Annotated in this window: 10 protein-coding genes; 6 read left to right on the forward strand and 4 right to left on the reverse strand. The window is 52.3% G+C overall.

Going from position 1 to position 15253, the window contains the following annotated elements; all coding sequences use genetic code 11:
- Positions 1 to 68: 68 nt before the first annotated feature.
- The 4 genes from P9J64_15490 to P9J64_15505 form a co-directional block, all read right to left on the reverse strand.
- Positions 69 to 704 (reverse strand): CoA pyrophosphatase, encoded by a 636-nt coding sequence (locus P9J64_15490; GenBank protein MDG5469724.1) that lies wholly within the window; start codon positions 702 to 704, stop codon positions 69 to 71.
- Positions 705 to 711: 7 nt separating this feature from the next.
- On the reverse strand, positions 712 to 2532 hold the full coding sequence (locus tag P9J64_15495; GenBank protein MDG5469725.1) for a chloride channel protein: 1821 nt from the start codon (positions 2530 to 2532) through the stop codon (positions 712 to 714).
- 135 nt (positions 2533 to 2667) lie between these two features.
- Complete coding sequence (locus P9J64_15500; protein MDG5469726.1) at positions 2668 to 2979, reverse strand: hypothetical protein; 312 nt, start codon at positions 2977 to 2979, stop codon at positions 2668 to 2670.
- 191 nt (positions 2980 to 3170) lie between these two features.
- Positions 3171 to 6740: a DUF748 domain-containing protein gene (locus P9J64_15505; protein MDG5469727.1), complete on the reverse strand. Its 3570-nt coding sequence runs from the start codon at positions 6738 to 6740 to the stop codon at positions 3171 to 3173.
- Positions 6741 to 7122: 382 nt separating this feature from the next.
- Here P9J64_15505 and P9J64_15510 point away from each other — a divergent pair, with 382 nt between their 5' ends.
- The 6 genes from P9J64_15510 (at position 7123) to P9J64_15535 (ending at position 15251) form a co-directional block, all read left to right on the forward strand.
- The gene (locus tag P9J64_15510) at positions 7123 to 7758 is read left to right on the forward strand and encodes a TetR family transcriptional regulator (protein MDG5469728.1); all 636 of its coding nucleotides are present in this window, start codon (positions 7123 to 7125) and stop codon (positions 7756 to 7758) included.
- Positions 7758 to 9173 carry an efflux transporter outer membrane subunit gene (locus P9J64_15515; GenBank protein MDG5469729.1) on the forward strand — a complete coding sequence of 472 codons (1416 nt, stop codon included), beginning with the start codon at positions 7758 to 7760 and terminating at the stop codon, positions 9171 to 9173. The genes P9J64_15510 and P9J64_15515 overlap by 1 nt, the downstream gene beginning before the upstream one ends.
- Positions 9170 to 10342, forward strand: coding sequence for an efflux RND transporter periplasmic adaptor subunit (locus tag P9J64_15520; protein MDG5469730.1), 1173 nt, complete (start codon positions 9170 to 9172; stop codon positions 10340 to 10342). Before P9J64_15515 ends, P9J64_15520 begins: the two co-directional genes overlap by 4 nt.
- Positions 10342 to 13512 (forward strand): efflux RND transporter permease subunit, encoded by a 3171-nt coding sequence (locus P9J64_15525; protein ID MDG5469731.1) that lies wholly within the window; start codon positions 10342 to 10344, stop codon positions 13510 to 13512. The genes P9J64_15520 and P9J64_15525 overlap by 1 nt, the downstream gene beginning before the upstream one ends.
- A 194-nt stretch (positions 13513 to 13706) precedes the next feature.
- Positions 13707 to 14489 (forward strand): tRNA 2-thiocytidine(32) synthetase TtcA, encoded by a 783-nt coding sequence (ttcA, locus tag P9J64_15530; GenBank protein ID MDG5469732.1) that lies wholly within the window; start codon positions 13707 to 13709, stop codon positions 14487 to 14489.
- Positions 14490 to 14558: 69 nt separating this feature from the next.
- Positions 14559 to 15251 (forward strand): PilZ domain-containing protein, encoded by a 693-nt coding sequence (locus P9J64_15535; GenBank protein MDG5469733.1) that lies wholly within the window; start codon positions 14559 to 14561, stop codon positions 15249 to 15251.
- Positions 15252 to 15253 lie beyond the last annotated feature (2 nt).

Here is a 15253-nt window from a genome sequence, read left to right on the forward strand (position 1 = left end):
TAACACCTAGTGATGATAACGGAATTTTAGCGCAGAATTGCATGGAGGCAAGTTCTGACCATAGAGACTCAAGGTTCTTCTACTTCTGAAAATCCGAAATCAATTGCGCAAATATCGAAAAAACTGCGGATCAAGCGGTAGGTTATTCCCCATAGGAGCGGTTGCTGAGGTTCAAGCAGTTCGATTGCCGGGTGGCTATGTTCCTTGTCGCGGTAAAAGAAGTTTCTCTGCTGGTGACGCTCACTCTCCAATAAGTTTATGAGTGGTGTCCAGAAGGTAGCCGCCACTTCATGGTTAGGGTTCAGTGTAAGTGGTTCTGTTACGTGATAGACAAAACAGGAGACCAGCACTGGCATGGTGGCGCCAAAAAGATCGTCGAGGCGACCGAGATATCGCGCCGGCCGCAAGTCCACGGAGAGTTCTTCAAAGGTCTCACGAATGGCTGCCTGCTGTGGAGATTCGTTTGCATCATTGAGCCTGCCGCCAGGAAAGCCAATATTCCCGGACCAGGGGTCACGATCATGCTCGGCACGAATGATAAAGAGGACTTCCGGAGAGGTTGTTCCCTGCTTGATAAGCATGGCAACGGCGGCATGACCGCGTTGGCCGGGCTCCTGGATGACTGGTGAGTAACCGGAGAGCTGTGTTGCAATAGCTGTGAGGTTCAAGTTCTGAATGGCGTCCATCGTTACCGCTGCGATCAAGGTCTCATTAATCTGAAGAATAATGCTCTTTTTTCTTTTCCAGCTCTGTCGCGTAACGGGCCAGCACGGCGCGGCGGGTCAGCATGTAGAGTACTTGTTGCGGGTCATCTTCAGCAACCACGGGGATCTCTTCAAGCCCGCGACTGGAAAGTTTTCGCATGACTTCGGTTAATGATTCATCGGGAGTCGTGGTGATGACGCGTGTGATCGCGATGTCACCGGCCAGAACCAGGCTGGGTGGGAGATCTTCGCTGAGGATGCGGCGGATATCGTTGACCGAAAAAATAGAGATCATGCGCAACTCATCGTCGACCACAGGATAGTAAGCGCCCTCGGCATTGGCTATCAGCTTGAGAATCTCTGGCAGCGGCAAGCCTTCGGCAATCAAAGTGGGTTTTCGTCCATGCTCCTGCAGATCCTCAACCCTGATCCCTTCTAGAACGTCAACAATGAATTCACCAAGATGAACCGGTGAGTCAATCCGGCTTTTGACCTGCTTCTGGTAAATTGAATTGCGTGGGTAAACGATCATTGCCACGGTGCAGACCAACATCAGGGGAGCGAGCAATCCGTAGTTACCGGTTAATTCGCTGACCATGATCAGGGTGGCGATCGGTGTGTTGGAGACTGCGGAGAAGAAGCCGGCCATGCCGATCAGGACGTAGGCGCGCGGGTCATGGACCATCGCTGGAAAGAGCAGCTCTGCCGATGCGCCGAAGGCGCCGCCGAGCATGGCACCGATCACCAGGCTGGGGGCGAAGACACCACCGGAACCTCCGGAGGAAATCGTCAAACTGGTCGCAATGATTTTGGCCAGGGCAACAACCAGCATGACCCAGAGGGCCACTTTGCCATAGATGGCGGCCTGTACCATGCCATAGCCTGAGCCGAGCACCTGGGGGACGATCATGGCGAGCAGGCCAAGCATGAAGCCACCGACTGCAGGTTTCAAGATGACCGGGAAGTCCCACTTGCGGAACAGGTCTTGAGCGCCGTAGAAGCATTTGACGTAAAGCTTGCCGAGGCCGGCGCAGATGATGCCCAGCATGAGGAACAGCACCAGCTCACGCGGATGCTCGAAGCTGAAATGAGGTGTTTCCAGAAGTGGTTTCCAACCGGTCGTGGCGCCGAAGAGTGAAAACGCGGTGATCGAGGAGATGATCGCCGGGATCAGCCCCTCATGTTCAAATTCCGGGTTTTTATAAAGGACTTCTACCGCAAAGAGGGCCCCACCAAGAGGTGCACGGAAGGTCGCTCCGATACCTCCGGCCATGCCGGCCAGCAAAAGGATGCGGCGATCAGCAGAGGTTAACTTGAGCTTGGTGGCAATGAAGGAGCCAAAACCGGCCCCGATCTGGGCGATCGGTCCCTCGCGGCCTGCCGAGCCGCCAGTGCCGATTGTTGCCATCGAAGCGAGACCCTTAATAATGGGCACCCGTCCCCTGATAATGCCTCCCTTGTTGTGGAAGGCGTCGATGGCGGCGTCTGTACCGTGTCCTTCCGCTTCAGGAGCAAATTTGAAAACCAGAAAGCCTGAGATCAGACCACCGATAATCGGAATCAGAAAGAGAAACCAGCGGTGGTCCATGGCCAGGTTATCGATCATCTGGTCGCCCATAGCCAAAACCGCTTCTGCTCCCTCTTTGGGAGGGCTGTAGCCGGCAAGATTGTCGAGAAAAAGGTGCTCGATACTGTTGGTGGCGAAATAGAACAGGACTGCAGCACTACCTGTTACCAGACCAACCAGCACGCTGAGAATGACGGGCCGGGTCAGAACCCGCCAGTCGAGTTTTTTAAAGTTTGTGAAAATCGAACCAAGAGACGCCACAGATTTCGAATGTTTCTCGCTTAGTTGTTGCTTGCCGTCAGGCGGCATTGAGCCAAGCGTTGTTGTTCTACGCTCCCGATTTTAAGGACACCAGTGCCGGAAATCGAAAATGTAGAGAGGCCTTTGCCCGTTGTTTTAATAAGTTTCGGCCTGACGGTGCAATTCGGTTTTAACTTTGTCGACCCATTCTGTGTCGATTAGTTTGACCTTTTTCAGGAAGCCGGAGGTGATCATCGTGCTGCCTACAGATGTCTTCATGAATGAGCAGACGAAAAAATTTGAATAGTCGACTTGTTTCCATATCCGCGTCTGCATCTCCTCAGAGACGGGGTAAGTCTGCTGCAGTTCGGTGAGCAGGAAGGCTTTGTGGTCTTCCTCTTTAGGCGTTGTATAAACGAGATAACCCAGCCCGGCGATCAAAACAACAATGATAAAACGTGAGAACATGACGATTTAGACTCCTTGGAAATTAATAATATCCCGTAACATAACGCAAAAGGGTTCAGAGGAACAAGGTTTCAAAAGCGTGTTTCTCTGGAAATTTAGCTGTTTTGATATTATTTGAGTCTTCGCTGGAGTCGAAGTCACCGCTAGGGAGTAAATTGTCTGACAAGAGCTTTTGCAGATGAACGCTGAGGTCAACGCACAGCGGCGCCAAGTTCAACCCTGGCACGGTAGCTCGTTTCCTCTTCCGGAGCCGCCGTGATGTCCGGTTTCTTAAGGAAGATGCGTTTCGGCTCCAGTTGCCCCTCGTCGATCAGGTATCTCTGTACTGCAAGGGCTCGCGCCTGGGCGAGTTCGGCGAGATCGTCCGGAGAGACCTCTGTGTGGGTGAAGATCAACTTTTCCATCTCTGCGGGGGGGATCTTTTTGGTTATGCCGATAAAATTGCGTGGTTTGGGGAAGTCGGCCTTGCGATAGACCTGCCAGAGGTATTCGTCATATTCTTCAGCAGGCACAACCACATTCTCTTCTGTCCTTCCTTCCTCGAGTTGATCATTCTTGACCAGGTCCAGGTACTTGAGTCGCTTAACCTGTCTGGTGAGTTGCTCGCTGCGGTAGCCTTCTTCATCGTTTTCCAGATCAACGAAGCCACTGACCTCGACGTCAATGTTTGGCCGGTCGGCCAGGGCCTGTGCCATGCGCTGCAATTTCTCCATCTCTGCCGAACTGAGTGATGACGAGCCGTAGGCAAAGCTGATATGGCTGAAGTCTTCTTCGCCGTCACCGAACATGGCTCCGAGCAGGGCGAAGGGCGAGGTTGCTACTTTAACCAACAGATTCTTAACGACTGTCCAGATCACACCACCTATGCTGAACTGAGGATCTTCGAGACTTCCGGAGACCGGGATGTCGAGATGAATCTCGCCGTTGCGGTCTTTGAGCAGGGCCACAGCAAGCTTTACCGGCAGTTCGGTTGAATTCTCACTTTCGATTTCATCACCGAAGCTGAATTGGTCGAGAAAGACCTTGTTTTTGGCCTTGAGTTGATTGTCCTCAAGATAATATTCAAGAGTCAGGTTGAGCTTGCCCTTTTCAATCAAATAGCCGACATAGTCGCCTGAATAGGGTGACAAGGGGCTGAGTTCGATGTCATGGAAATTCAGCTTGAGGTCGAGAAAAAGCTTTTCCGCCAACGGGTTGATGACGCCGCTGATCTGTAACGGAGACTGGCTGCGTAACTGCCCTCTCAGGTCGACCTGGGCGCGTGATTCAGCTTCAGAGCTGACACCTTCGATCCGCCCGCCGAGATCTCGCATATCTGCTGTGAACAGTCGGGAGAGGTGACGGTCGGTGAAATCGACATGACCTCCCTGCAGGGTGATGGTGTTGATATTTATGACCGGAGGTGTTGTCGTCTCAGACTCCTCCACGGGGGAGCTCTCCTGTTTTTGTTCCCCTCTGTCCTCGAGTTCTTCCTTTTTGCTAAAGGCTTCAGCCATGTTGAGACGGGCCTCTTCATCGATCAGTACTTTGGCAAAATAATCACTGAGGGTGATTGATTCGATTTCTAGATTTAAAGGCTCCATTCCTCCTTCTATGCCGGCAACCTGCAGACTGTTCCATTTTAAAAGGTCCTCTTGGTGCAGATTGTCGATCAGGTGGAATCGGCTGACACCGATATCGCCACTGAAGGTGAGCTGCCGCGTGTCAGAGCCCGCTGTGACGTTCGTTTGCAGCTTGGTGTTGAGGTAGCCATCAGTGAGAACCAGATTGAGATGTTCTTCTATATAGGGAGACAAGCTGGCCAGTGGGATGCGTTTTAGGAGCGAACTCATGCTGATCGACTGGTCGGCAAGTGAAGCCTTCCCTTTGATGTCGATCTCTCCTTTGCCCTGAAAGAGTGCGCTTAAAGTGAACGGGCTCTCGACTTTTTCAGGTGCGGCCAGGTTGTTGAAGATCAGGTTTATGGCGCTGGCGTTCAAATTGGTTGCTGTTGTCGGCAGCTTGTCAATGATGTCAATTTCCAGATTCTTGATGGCAAGAGTGCCGATACGATAGCTGAAAACAGGTCCTTCAGGTGTAACCTCAGGAGCCGGCTGCTCTTCCCGGGTCTCGGTGAGTTTGGCAAGAATCGGGAAGTTGTTTGAGAGAATAGTCCAGTGCCCCTCGGCGGTTCGGGAGAAATTAATCCGACTGTCTGTGTATTCTGCAGAGTCGATTTCCAGTCGGTTTCTGGCAAGGTCAAAAGAAATGTTCGATATGTTGTTTTCCTTGAGTCTAATGCCTTCATCTGCGTTGAAGGCCATATAAGCATCGCGGATTTTGAATTGCCCATGGCTCAAAAGGAATGGCTGCTCCGGGTTGCTCGCAAGGTTGGCGCGAAAATCGATTTTACCTTCTATGGGGACTGAATAAAATCCCACGTAATAGGGTTCATAGGCAGCCGTATCGATGTTTCTCAGATCGGTGTCCAGGACTATGGTGAATGGGCTGAGTGAGAAAAGCCCCTTGACCGAGGCCCTTTCGCCACGATCTGTCTCCAGAATCAGCTTGAGGGGGCTGGACTGCTTGCCGTCAAGGGTGAAATTCCTGACGTCAATATTGATCTCCCGGGCGATGGTGCTAAATCCACCGCTGGCCATTTCATCGGTGAAGAAGAGAACACCATCGCGGACTTCTATGGCGTCGATCTTTAAATCGAAGGGGTTCGATAGTTCCTCGGTGTTTTCCTCGACGGGGTCACTTGTTTGCGTCGACGCCATACGGGCATGGTTCCATTGTCCCTGGAGGTCACGCTTGAGCTGAACTTCAAGGTTGTAAATACGTAAGGCCGAGAGGTGGAGGTCCTTTTCTAATGGTTTTGACGGGGCTATTTCAACCTGCAGCAATGGCAGGAAAAAGAGTTGCTCCTGCAAGCTGTCATGGATGTTAAGGGACGCCAGATTGAGCTTTCCGCTTAACTCGAATTCACCTCCGGTTTCCGGCAAGAGGCGATAGAGCAGGTCAAGATTGAGGCTGAGCTTGCCGCTAAGGATCTCGACCGGAAGTTCGAATGGCACATAGCCGAGATAAAAGGGCAGGTCGATGTCGTCAAGTTCGAGTTTAAACTGCATCTCCTGAACATCGCTAAAAGGTTTCACTTCCCCCGCGAGATTGATTTCTGAATCATTGATTTCTGCTTTGAAGAGAGGTTGGGCGGGATTCTCAACCATATATGGCAGGTTGCCGATTGAGGGCAGCACCAGTTGCAGATTACGCACGGTGTGCTGTACTGCTTCATCCAGACTGTTGTCGAGCAGGTCTATCCGGCCATGGTGGATGGACAGGTTGTTCAGGGAGAAACGGCTCGGTTCGTCGAGGGTTGTGTGCTCAGGTTCATCTGGTTTCTCCGGGAGCAGGTCGCTGAAGTTGAAGCGTTCGGCCGGTTGCCTTTCCAGGTGAACATAAGGTTTTTCTATGTGTAATTCGTCGATCACCGCTGCGCGATGATAAAGCGAAGCGGCGCTTAAAGAAACTCGCAGTAAATCCCAGGAGACGAAAGTTTTTTCCTGATCAGTTTCACTGAGCTGGAGTTGCTTGATCGTCACACTGAGGTTGAACGGGTTGATGCTGATCGATTCAATTTTGAGCGCTCTGCCTGTGTTTTCTGCGACCCAAAGACTGGCACGGCTATTGATAATCCCCGGCAGGATCAAGGTGATGAAGACCAGGGTAAGCAGGCACAGGCTTACGCCAATCAGAAGAGTTTTTTTCCAGAGCGACATGAGGAGGCATCCTTGCTGGCAAAGTAGCTTTTACAGACACCCTTAATGACAGATATGTCGAAAGGCAGGGGGCATCTCTCAAACTAAAGGCTAGCACGTAAGTGGCGGGGTGCAACGAAGGTCTCTGAAATTATTAGTGGTTGTGCAGAACATCCCGGTCTTTGCTGCGCAGGGTTCGTTGTGCGTGGGGAAATGTATCGTAGCTTCTGTGATTGATTGCGGTGAAACTGTCAGGTTCGCTTGGCGAAAGTGAATTTTGCCGTCCTTACTCATCAAGCCGCAGGAGCAATCAGAAAAGGCTTGACATGATTCAAACGTACGTTTAAATCATGTGTATGATCGAATCAATCCTTTCCCTTTTTCATGGAGACCTTGTCCTCAGATGAGTCAAGCCGATACCAAGCAGAGGATTCTTGACGCTGCAGAGCATTTTTTTGCCCGCGATGGCTACCATGCCACCTCCCTGCGTAGCATTACCACCGAGGCTGAAGCCAACCTGGCCGCGGTCAATTACCACTTTGGGAGTAAAGAGTCTCTACTCGAAGCTATTATCGATCGTCGACTGCGGCCCCTCAACCAGATTCGCCATAGTCAGCTCGAAGCTCTGCTGCAGAAAACAGAAGAAGCCGGAACACTCCCTTGCTGCCGTGACGTCTTGCGAACCTTCGTCGAACCAACGCTCCGTTTACGTAAGCAGGGGTCGGGCGCAGAGAATTTTGTCGCTCTTGTCGGCAGAACCCTTGCTGAACCACAGGGGATTGCCATGTCAATCTTCATGCGGCACATGGAACCGCTGATGCTCCGTTTATTCCAGGCGCTGAGTCTTTCTCTTCCCGGCCTGTCGCGACAGGTCCTCTTCTGGCGGGTTCACTTTGTGTTGGGTTCCCTGAGCCACGTGATGCGCTGTCATGAACGCCATTCCATTGTTCCAGAAGATGTCAGTATCGATATGAGTGTTGAAGAGGAAGTGGAACTGTTTCTTGATTTTGCGGCAGCAGGCATGGAGGGGACTCAATAATGAACCGTGTCAGTGCTCTAATCATGATGCTGCTCCTGGCTGGCTGCTCCCTGCATAAACCGACAGAAGTCAGGCTGTCAGTGGAGCTCCCGCAAGAGTTCCTCGAGCAACAAGTGACAGGTGAGGCCAGGCCGCTTGCTGGGCAGTGGTGGCTGGCTTTCGAGGATGAACAGCTCAATCAGTTAATGACAGAGCTTTTTAAACAGAACCTGGAACTGACGCAGGCGGTGGCGCGCCTCGAACAAGTTGAAGCCCTGGCACGGATCACCCGCAGTGCAGAGTCTCCGTTTCTCTCTGGCGGGGGGAATGTGGGTCGCTCAAGCCAGCCCGGCCTCTCGGATGATTTAATCGGCAACAATCAACAGCTGTCTCTGGCGGCAGGGTACGAGCTTGATCTCTGGGGCAAGCTGTCGGCGCAGAGCAGGGCTGCCGAGTTAGACCTCTCTGCCAGCCGCCAGGACATGCAGACCCTTTATCTGGGACTGTCAGCACGACTGGCTGACCTCTACTTCCTTGCCATTGAACAGCGCGCACAGTTGGCGCTGACCGACCAGTCCATTGCCTCTTTTGCAGAGACTTTGTTGCGTGTCGAAAACCGCTATAACCTGGGACTGGTTCCCGCTGTCGATATGTACCAGGCTCGTCAGAGCCTGGCCGGAGCACAGGCTGCGCGATATCTTTTTGAAGCGTCCTTGGGCCAAGTCGAGCATGCCATAGCTGTTCTGATAGGGCGATATCCTGAGAGCAGTCCCGGTGGCAGTCTTGAGCAATTACCCGGAGCCCCCGATCTTTTTGATGCCGGTATCCCTGCTGAGCTGATCAGTCAGCGGCCTGACCTGCAGGCGGCTTTGCAGCGTGTTGAAGCCGCTGATTACCGCGTAGCTGCGGCTATTGCCGATCGCTTCCCGTCGATCAGCCTTTCTGGCGGCTATGGTTCTCTGCGTCAGGATGTGACTGCAGGGCTGATCAAAGGCGAGTTCTGGAGCCTGCTTGGCAACCTGGCCATGCCACTCGTTGATGGTGGCCGACGACGTGCCGAGGTCGACAGAAAAGAGGCGGCCTTGCGGGAAGCCGTTGCGAATTATCAGCAAAAAGTTTTGACCGCTTTTCAGGAAGTCGAAGACGCTTTGGTCAATAACTATGCAACGGAACAACGCGTCGAACGGCTTGCTGAAACCGCACAGGCAACCGGAGCAACCTTGAGGTTGTCAACGGACCGTTATCTCGCCGGCCTGGTGGACTATCTCCCTGTATTGACAGCCCAGCGTACTGACTTTGATGTCAGCAGTCGACTGCTTGCTGCGCGGCGCCAATTGCTTGCTGAGCGAATCAGTCTGGCAAGAGCGCTGGGTGGCGACTGGATGAGGGACCAAATGAATTCACGTTTGCAGATTGAAGAGGATAAGAAACAATGAAGATGAAGCGAGCTCTACTACCTTTCCTGGTGATCGTGATTGCCCTGGTGTTGACCTTCGTTCTGGTCAAGTCGCGCAAGACTCCCAAGCCTCATGAGACGCCTCATCTCGGGCCTCTGGTTGAAATTGGAGTGCTGACTAAAGCCAACCGCCAGATCCTGGTCAGCGGCACCGGCAGTGCCCAGTCGCGCTATGAAGTCAGTATTACGCCACAGGTTAAAGGTCGGGTCAGCGAGCTTTCACCGCAGATGGTTGCTGGCGGAACCTTTCAAAAAGATGAATTGCTGTTCGCCATCGAAGACCTTGACTACCAGCTGGCGATCGCTCACGCACAAGCCACTCTGGCCCAGGCAGAGTTGGAACTCTTGCGCAACGAGAACCTGGCTGACCTGGCCCGGAAGGAATGGCATTCACTGAACAGTGAGAGCGATTTAGAGCCAAACCCCTTGGTTGTCTATGAACCCCAGTTGAAAAGTGCCCGGGCTCTGCGCGATGCCGCTCAGGCGAATGTCAAACAGGCCGAACTTAATCTGCAGCGGACCAGGATCTATGCTCCCTTTGATTGTTACGTGCGCAGCGAGCAGCTCGAGATAGGGCAGTTTCTCATTGCGGGAGCACCGGTGGCGACTGTGGCAGGGATAGACCAGATAGAAATTGTTGTGCCGGTTTCTCTCGATGAAATTGTCTGGTTACAAGTGCCGCGCAAAGGAACAAAGCAGAGAGGCTCTCTCGCGAAGGTTGAGTTGCAATCAGGTGGCAGGACATTCCACTGGCAGGGAGAGCTTACCCGATCATTGGGAGAAATTGACCCGCGCAACCGGATGGCGCGCGTCGTCGTCACTGTGAATGATCCTTTCACCGAGGATACAGAGAAAGCGAATCTACTGAATGATCTTCTGCCGGGCATGTTCGTTAATGTGCAACTTTTGGGAGAGGAGCTCCCTGATGTCATTTCCGTGCCGCGCGGTGCCCTACACGATAACGACACCATATGGGTGATTGATGACGAAAATCGGTTGCATATCCGTGAGGTTGATATCCTGCGTCGGGAACGTGATGAAGTTTTGATTCGTTCCGGATTGGATGCGAATGAAAAGATCGTTCTGACCAACCTTTCCGGAGCCGCTGAAGGGATGCTGCTGAGACCGAAAATGCGGGAGACCAACTAATGAACGGGGCTATTCGCTGGATGGCGGAGAATCACGTTGCTGCCAATCTGTTGATGCTGGTGCTGATCGTTGGCGGCGTGATCATGGGCTTCAGCATCAAACAGGAAGTCTTCCCGGATATCACCCTTGATCGGATTCAGGTTAGCGTGGCTTATCCTGGCGCTGGTCCGGAAGAGGTCGAAGAGGGTGTCATCTTCAAGGTCGAGGAAAACCTGACCGGGGTTGACGGTATCAAACAGGTTAAATCCGTTGCGGCTGAAGGTTACGGGAGTGTTATTGCGGAAGTTACAACTGACGCTGACATAGATCTGGTCCTGCAAGATATTAAGAGCGAGGTGGATCGTATTACCACCTTTCCGAAGGATGCGGAACAACCGGTGGTCAGTAAAATTCTCAACCGCCGTGAAGTCATCTCCGTGGTTGTCTTCGGTGCTCTGCCGGAGCGCAGCTTACGCGAGTTGGCAGAGCAGGTTCGAGACGAACTGCTACTGGAACCCGGCATCACCCAGGTCGATTTGAGTGGTGTGCGACCCTACGAAATTTCCATTGAGATCAGCGAGGATAACCTGCGCCGCTACGGCTTAACCTTTGATCAGGTGGCGCAAAGGGTTCGTCAGGCGTCTCTCGATCTTCCCGGTGGAACCATCAAGGCCGACTCGGGCGAAGTCCTTATCCGGACCAAGGAGCGCCGCTATGTGGGGCATGAGTACGCCCGTATCGTTGTTTTAACAACGGTCGATGGTACAGAAGTCAGCCTCGGTGACATTGCAACCATTCAGGATGGGTTCGAGGAGACCGATCAGTTCGGGCTCTTTGATGGCCAACCTGCAGCCATGGTCAAGGTTTATCGGGTCGGTGATCAGAAGCCCACGGAAATATCCGATACGGTCAAAAAGTTTGTCGAGGCGAAGCGCAGGCAACTTCCCGAATCGGTCGACCTTGCGACCTGGAACGATAATTCTGAGCTTTTCAAAAGCCGCAAAGACCTGCTGATCAGGAATGCTTTGATCGGTCTGGTCCTGGTGTTTGTTACCCTCGGCCTGTTCCTTGAGATTCGTCTGGCACTCTGGGTCATGCTTGGCATCCCCATCTCTTTCTGCGGCGCCCTGCTCTTTATGCCCGCCATCGACGTATCGATTAACATGATCTCGCTCTTCGCATTTATCATGGCGCTCGGCATCGTGGTCGATGATGCCATTGTCGTCGGAGAAAACATTTACGAGCATCGACAGTCCGGCAAAACTTATCTGCAGGCGGCCGTTGATGGCACGATCGAGGTTGCTCAGCCGGTTATCTTTGCCATTCTAACTTCGGTGACAGCCTTTTTGCCCCTGCTCTTCACGACCGGCATCATGGGCAAATTCATCATGGTCATTCCGGCGATCGTTATTACGATTCTGCTGGTCTCTCTTGTCGAAGGTCTATTCATTTTGCCAGCGCACCTGGCGTTTGGCAAACCTCGTCAGGACACGGGTGGTTTCCTGGGCTGGCTGGATAAAAACCGCAAACGGTTTGGTCAGGCACTGCAGAAATTCATCGAGGGCCCCTATCGGAAGACTCTCGCGCTTTGTCTGGAATACCGCTACACGACGATTGCCGCTGCCTGTGCGGTTTTGCTGATGGCCGGGGTCGGTCTGGTCGGTGGTGGTATTGTCAAGTTCCGCTTTATGCCCGAGGTCGATGGTGATGTTATTCAGGTTGCTCTTGAGTTGGCACCGGGGAGTTCTGTGGAATTGACAACCCGGATTCAGGAGCAGATCGTTAATGCCGGCATGGACGTGATTGCCGACTACGATAAGGATCGCCCGGCGTCTGATTCAGTGATGCGTCACGTCTATGCGTCGGTTGGTTCAGCGACAACGGACAGGGGCCCTGGCGGCGCAAGTTCCAGTGCCGGTGGGAACTTGGCCACGATTTCCATGTTTCTGACTCCGAGTGAGCGGCGGGGAGTGCCGGCTACGGAAATCTCAAATCGCTGGCGCGAACGGGTGGGAGAGATCGCCTCGGTTGAAAAGCTGACGTTTGTTTCGAACTTGATTCATCTCGGTGCCAATATCGATATTCAACTGGCTCATGAGGACTTTACCGTTTTGGATGAGGCGGCCGAACGTCTCAAAGAACTCATTGCTACATATCCCGGGACGGGAGATATCACAGACAATTACACTCTGGGCAAACGGGAGGTGAAAGTTCGCCTGAAGGCAGAAGCCCGCACCCTCGGGATTACGGAAGAGAACCTTGGTCGACAGTTGCGTGGTGCTTTTTATGGTTCTGAGGCTTTGCGATTACAGCGTGGTCGCAATGAAGTCAAGGTTCTGGTTCGCTACCCGGAAGAGAGCCGGAGGCGGTTCTGGGATCTGGAAACCATGCGCATCCGGGTGCCGAATGGTGGCGAGATCCCTCTGGATCGGGCGGCGACCCTGGTTGAGAGTCGCGGTTTCAGCAAAATCAACCGCAGCGATCGGAAGCGCGTGATCAATGTTACGGCGACAGTCGACAGCCATACTGCCAACGCCGAAGAGGTTGTCGCTGCAATTAAAGCAACTGACTTGCCGAAATTGATGGCCGACTACCCCGGGTTGAGCTACGACATGGAAGGTGAAGACAAGAACCGTAGAGAGTCGATGGAGAGTATGTTCAAAGGTTTTAAACTGGTGTTGATTGTCATCTTTGCTTTGCTTGCGATTCCTTTTCGCAGCTACTCTCAGCCGCTGCTGATTATGGTTGCGATTCCGTTCGGGATTGTCGGCGCGATTCTTGGGCATTTTATTATGGGCTACGACCTGAGTATCCTGAGCATGTTTGGCATCGTTGCCCTGACCGGCGTGGTGGTCAATGATTCATTGCTGTTGATTGACTACATCAACCGTGTTCGCCGTAAGGGGACGTCTTTGATGGATGCGGTTATGGAGGCAGGGCAAAGACGTTTCCGACCGATTTTACTGACCTCTCTGACGACATTTTTCGGTCTCATGCCGATGATTCTGGAAACCAGTGTCCAGGCCCAGTTCCTGGTTCCTATGGCGATCAGCCTGGCCTTCGGAATCCTCTTTGCGACGGGGATCACCCTTTTGTTGATTCCTTCTCTTTATCTGGCACTGGAAGATGTCCGTCAAATCTTCGGTTTGAAGCACTTTCATGCCGATCACAGTTCTGGTTCAAAAGGCTAGTGTCGCGTCAATGATGAAATGACGCGGCACTAAGTTCTTGTCCGCAAGAAACACCCCCTTTTAACGGCGGCCACAAGGTCGCCGTTGCTTTCTCCCCTTGAAAAGTTTAGACCTATAGCGTTAAATGTTTCAATCTTATATTAACTTGAGTGAGCAACTGTGTTGCAAATCTCAAAAGAAGCGGGATCACGACAGTGCTACTCAATAATAGCCACTTTCGCAAAGTCAAAAGACTCACCGGCCAGGCGGTTGGCGATTTCAACCTGATTGAAGATGGCGACCGTATTGCCGTTGCTGTTTCCGGTGGTAAAGATTCTTACGCTCTGTTGCATATCCTCACGCAACTACAACGCCGTGCCCCGATTAATTACGAGTTGATCGCAGTGAATGTGGATGCCGGCTTTCCTGGTTATCGCAAAGGTGTTCTGGAAGATTATCTGCTGGAATGTGGTTTCCAAGTGCATATGGAAAGCACGAACTGCACAGAGATTATTGAAGAAAAAAGACGCCCCGGTTCTTCCTACTGTGCTTTCTGTGCGCGCCTTCGTCGCGGTGTTCTCTATTCCGTGGCCGACCGGCTCGGGTGCAACAAGATTGCCCTCGGTCATCATCTTGATGATTTTATCGAGACCCTGCTGCTCAATCAGTTTTATGTTGGTAAACTTGCTGCCATGAGTCCGAAACTTCTGGCAGACAATAAACGTCATACGGTGATTCGTCCTCTGGTTTATGTGGAAGAATCCGATATAATCAAGTTAGCTCGCCAGAACGAATTTCCTGTCATTGACTGCGGCTGTCCCGTGATGGGACAAGAAGACCAGAAAAGACAGCGTATGAAGCAACTTCTGACTGAGCTTGCAGACGAAAATCCTTATCTCAAAAGAAGCATGATTCGTGCTCTAAGCAATGTACAGCCGAGACACTTGCTGGATCGTGAGCTGGCCAGACTGATGGCGTTGGATGAGCAGGAGAGTTGATGGCATCGATGACTGTACCGCCATTGTCATTAATTTTCGTGATGTTTTTATATAAGGGGAGCGCTGATATTGTTACTCGGGGGTAAGCAGTCTGAAATAAAACAGGTTGCCGTGATTACGCGCAGTCAACAGTTCAGTAAACTGTTGACCAGCATTCTTGCCGATTGGAAATTTTTCGCGGTTGAAGATCTCTCTGCAGCAACGGTTGCTTTTGTTGAACGCGGTGTCGAATTGCCCGATCAAGATGTTCAGGTGGTTTGGTTGACGTCCATGCCTCTTGAAAAGGGTGATTTTCTGACGACCCCCATCTCTCTGAGTGAACTGTATCTCCTTCTGGAAGCTCATTTCTTTCCAACACCACGTAGAAACATCCGGGTGCCCACGGAAATATCGGTTGAATTGAAGATTGAGAGCGAGTGGTTGGAGGGTCAGCTGGTTTCCCTTTCTGACCGTGGCGGACGCCTTACCTGTGCCAGAGAAATTCCTCGTGGCACAGAGTTGATCCTTGAAGCAAAACTTGCGGGTGAAATTCTGAGGATTCCCTCCGAGGTGCTCTATTGTATTCCGGCGGGAGATTCGCCGAGCCGGCTACAGCCCCAGATCGGAGTTCTTTTCAAGCCGACCAACATAGAGATGTTTGAACGGTTAAAACGCTTTATAGAAAAAACCTGTATTGAGTGTGCCTGCGCAAGAGAGGGGATTTCTCTTGATGATCCTTGCCTCAGCTGGCTGGCCATGCCGGTTGTTAATGGCACTCCTTGATT

It is taken from the genome of Deltaproteobacteria bacterium IMCC39524, from assembly GCA_029667085.1.
Lineage (GTDB): Bacteria > Desulfobacterota > Desulfuromonadia > Desulfuromonadales > BM103 > M0040.

Excerpts from the sequence above, each read along its gene's own strand:
- P9J64_15500 (MDG5469726.1), bottom strand. The coding sequence starts at position 2,979 with ATGTTCTCACGTTTTATCATTGTTGTTTTGATCGCCGGGCTGGGTTAT.
- P9J64_15505 (MDG5469727.1), bottom strand. The coding sequence starts at position 6,740 with ATGTCGCTCTGGAAAAAAACTCTTCTGATTGGCGTAAGCCTGTGCCTG.
- P9J64_15510 (MDG5469728.1), top strand. The coding sequence starts at position 7,123 with ATGAGTCAAGCCGATACCAAGCAGAGGATTCTTGACGCTGCAGAGCAT.
- P9J64_15515 (MDG5469729.1), top strand. The coding sequence starts at position 7,758 with ATGAACCGTGTCAGTGCTCTAATCATGATGCTGCTCCTGGCTGGCTGC.
- P9J64_15520 (MDG5469730.1), top strand. The coding sequence starts at position 9,170 with ATGAAGATGAAGCGAGCTCTACTACCTTTCCTGGTGATCGTGATTGCC.
- P9J64_15525 (MDG5469731.1), top strand. The coding sequence starts at position 10,342 with ATGAACGGGGCTATTCGCTGGATGGCGGAGAATCACGTTGCTGCCAAT.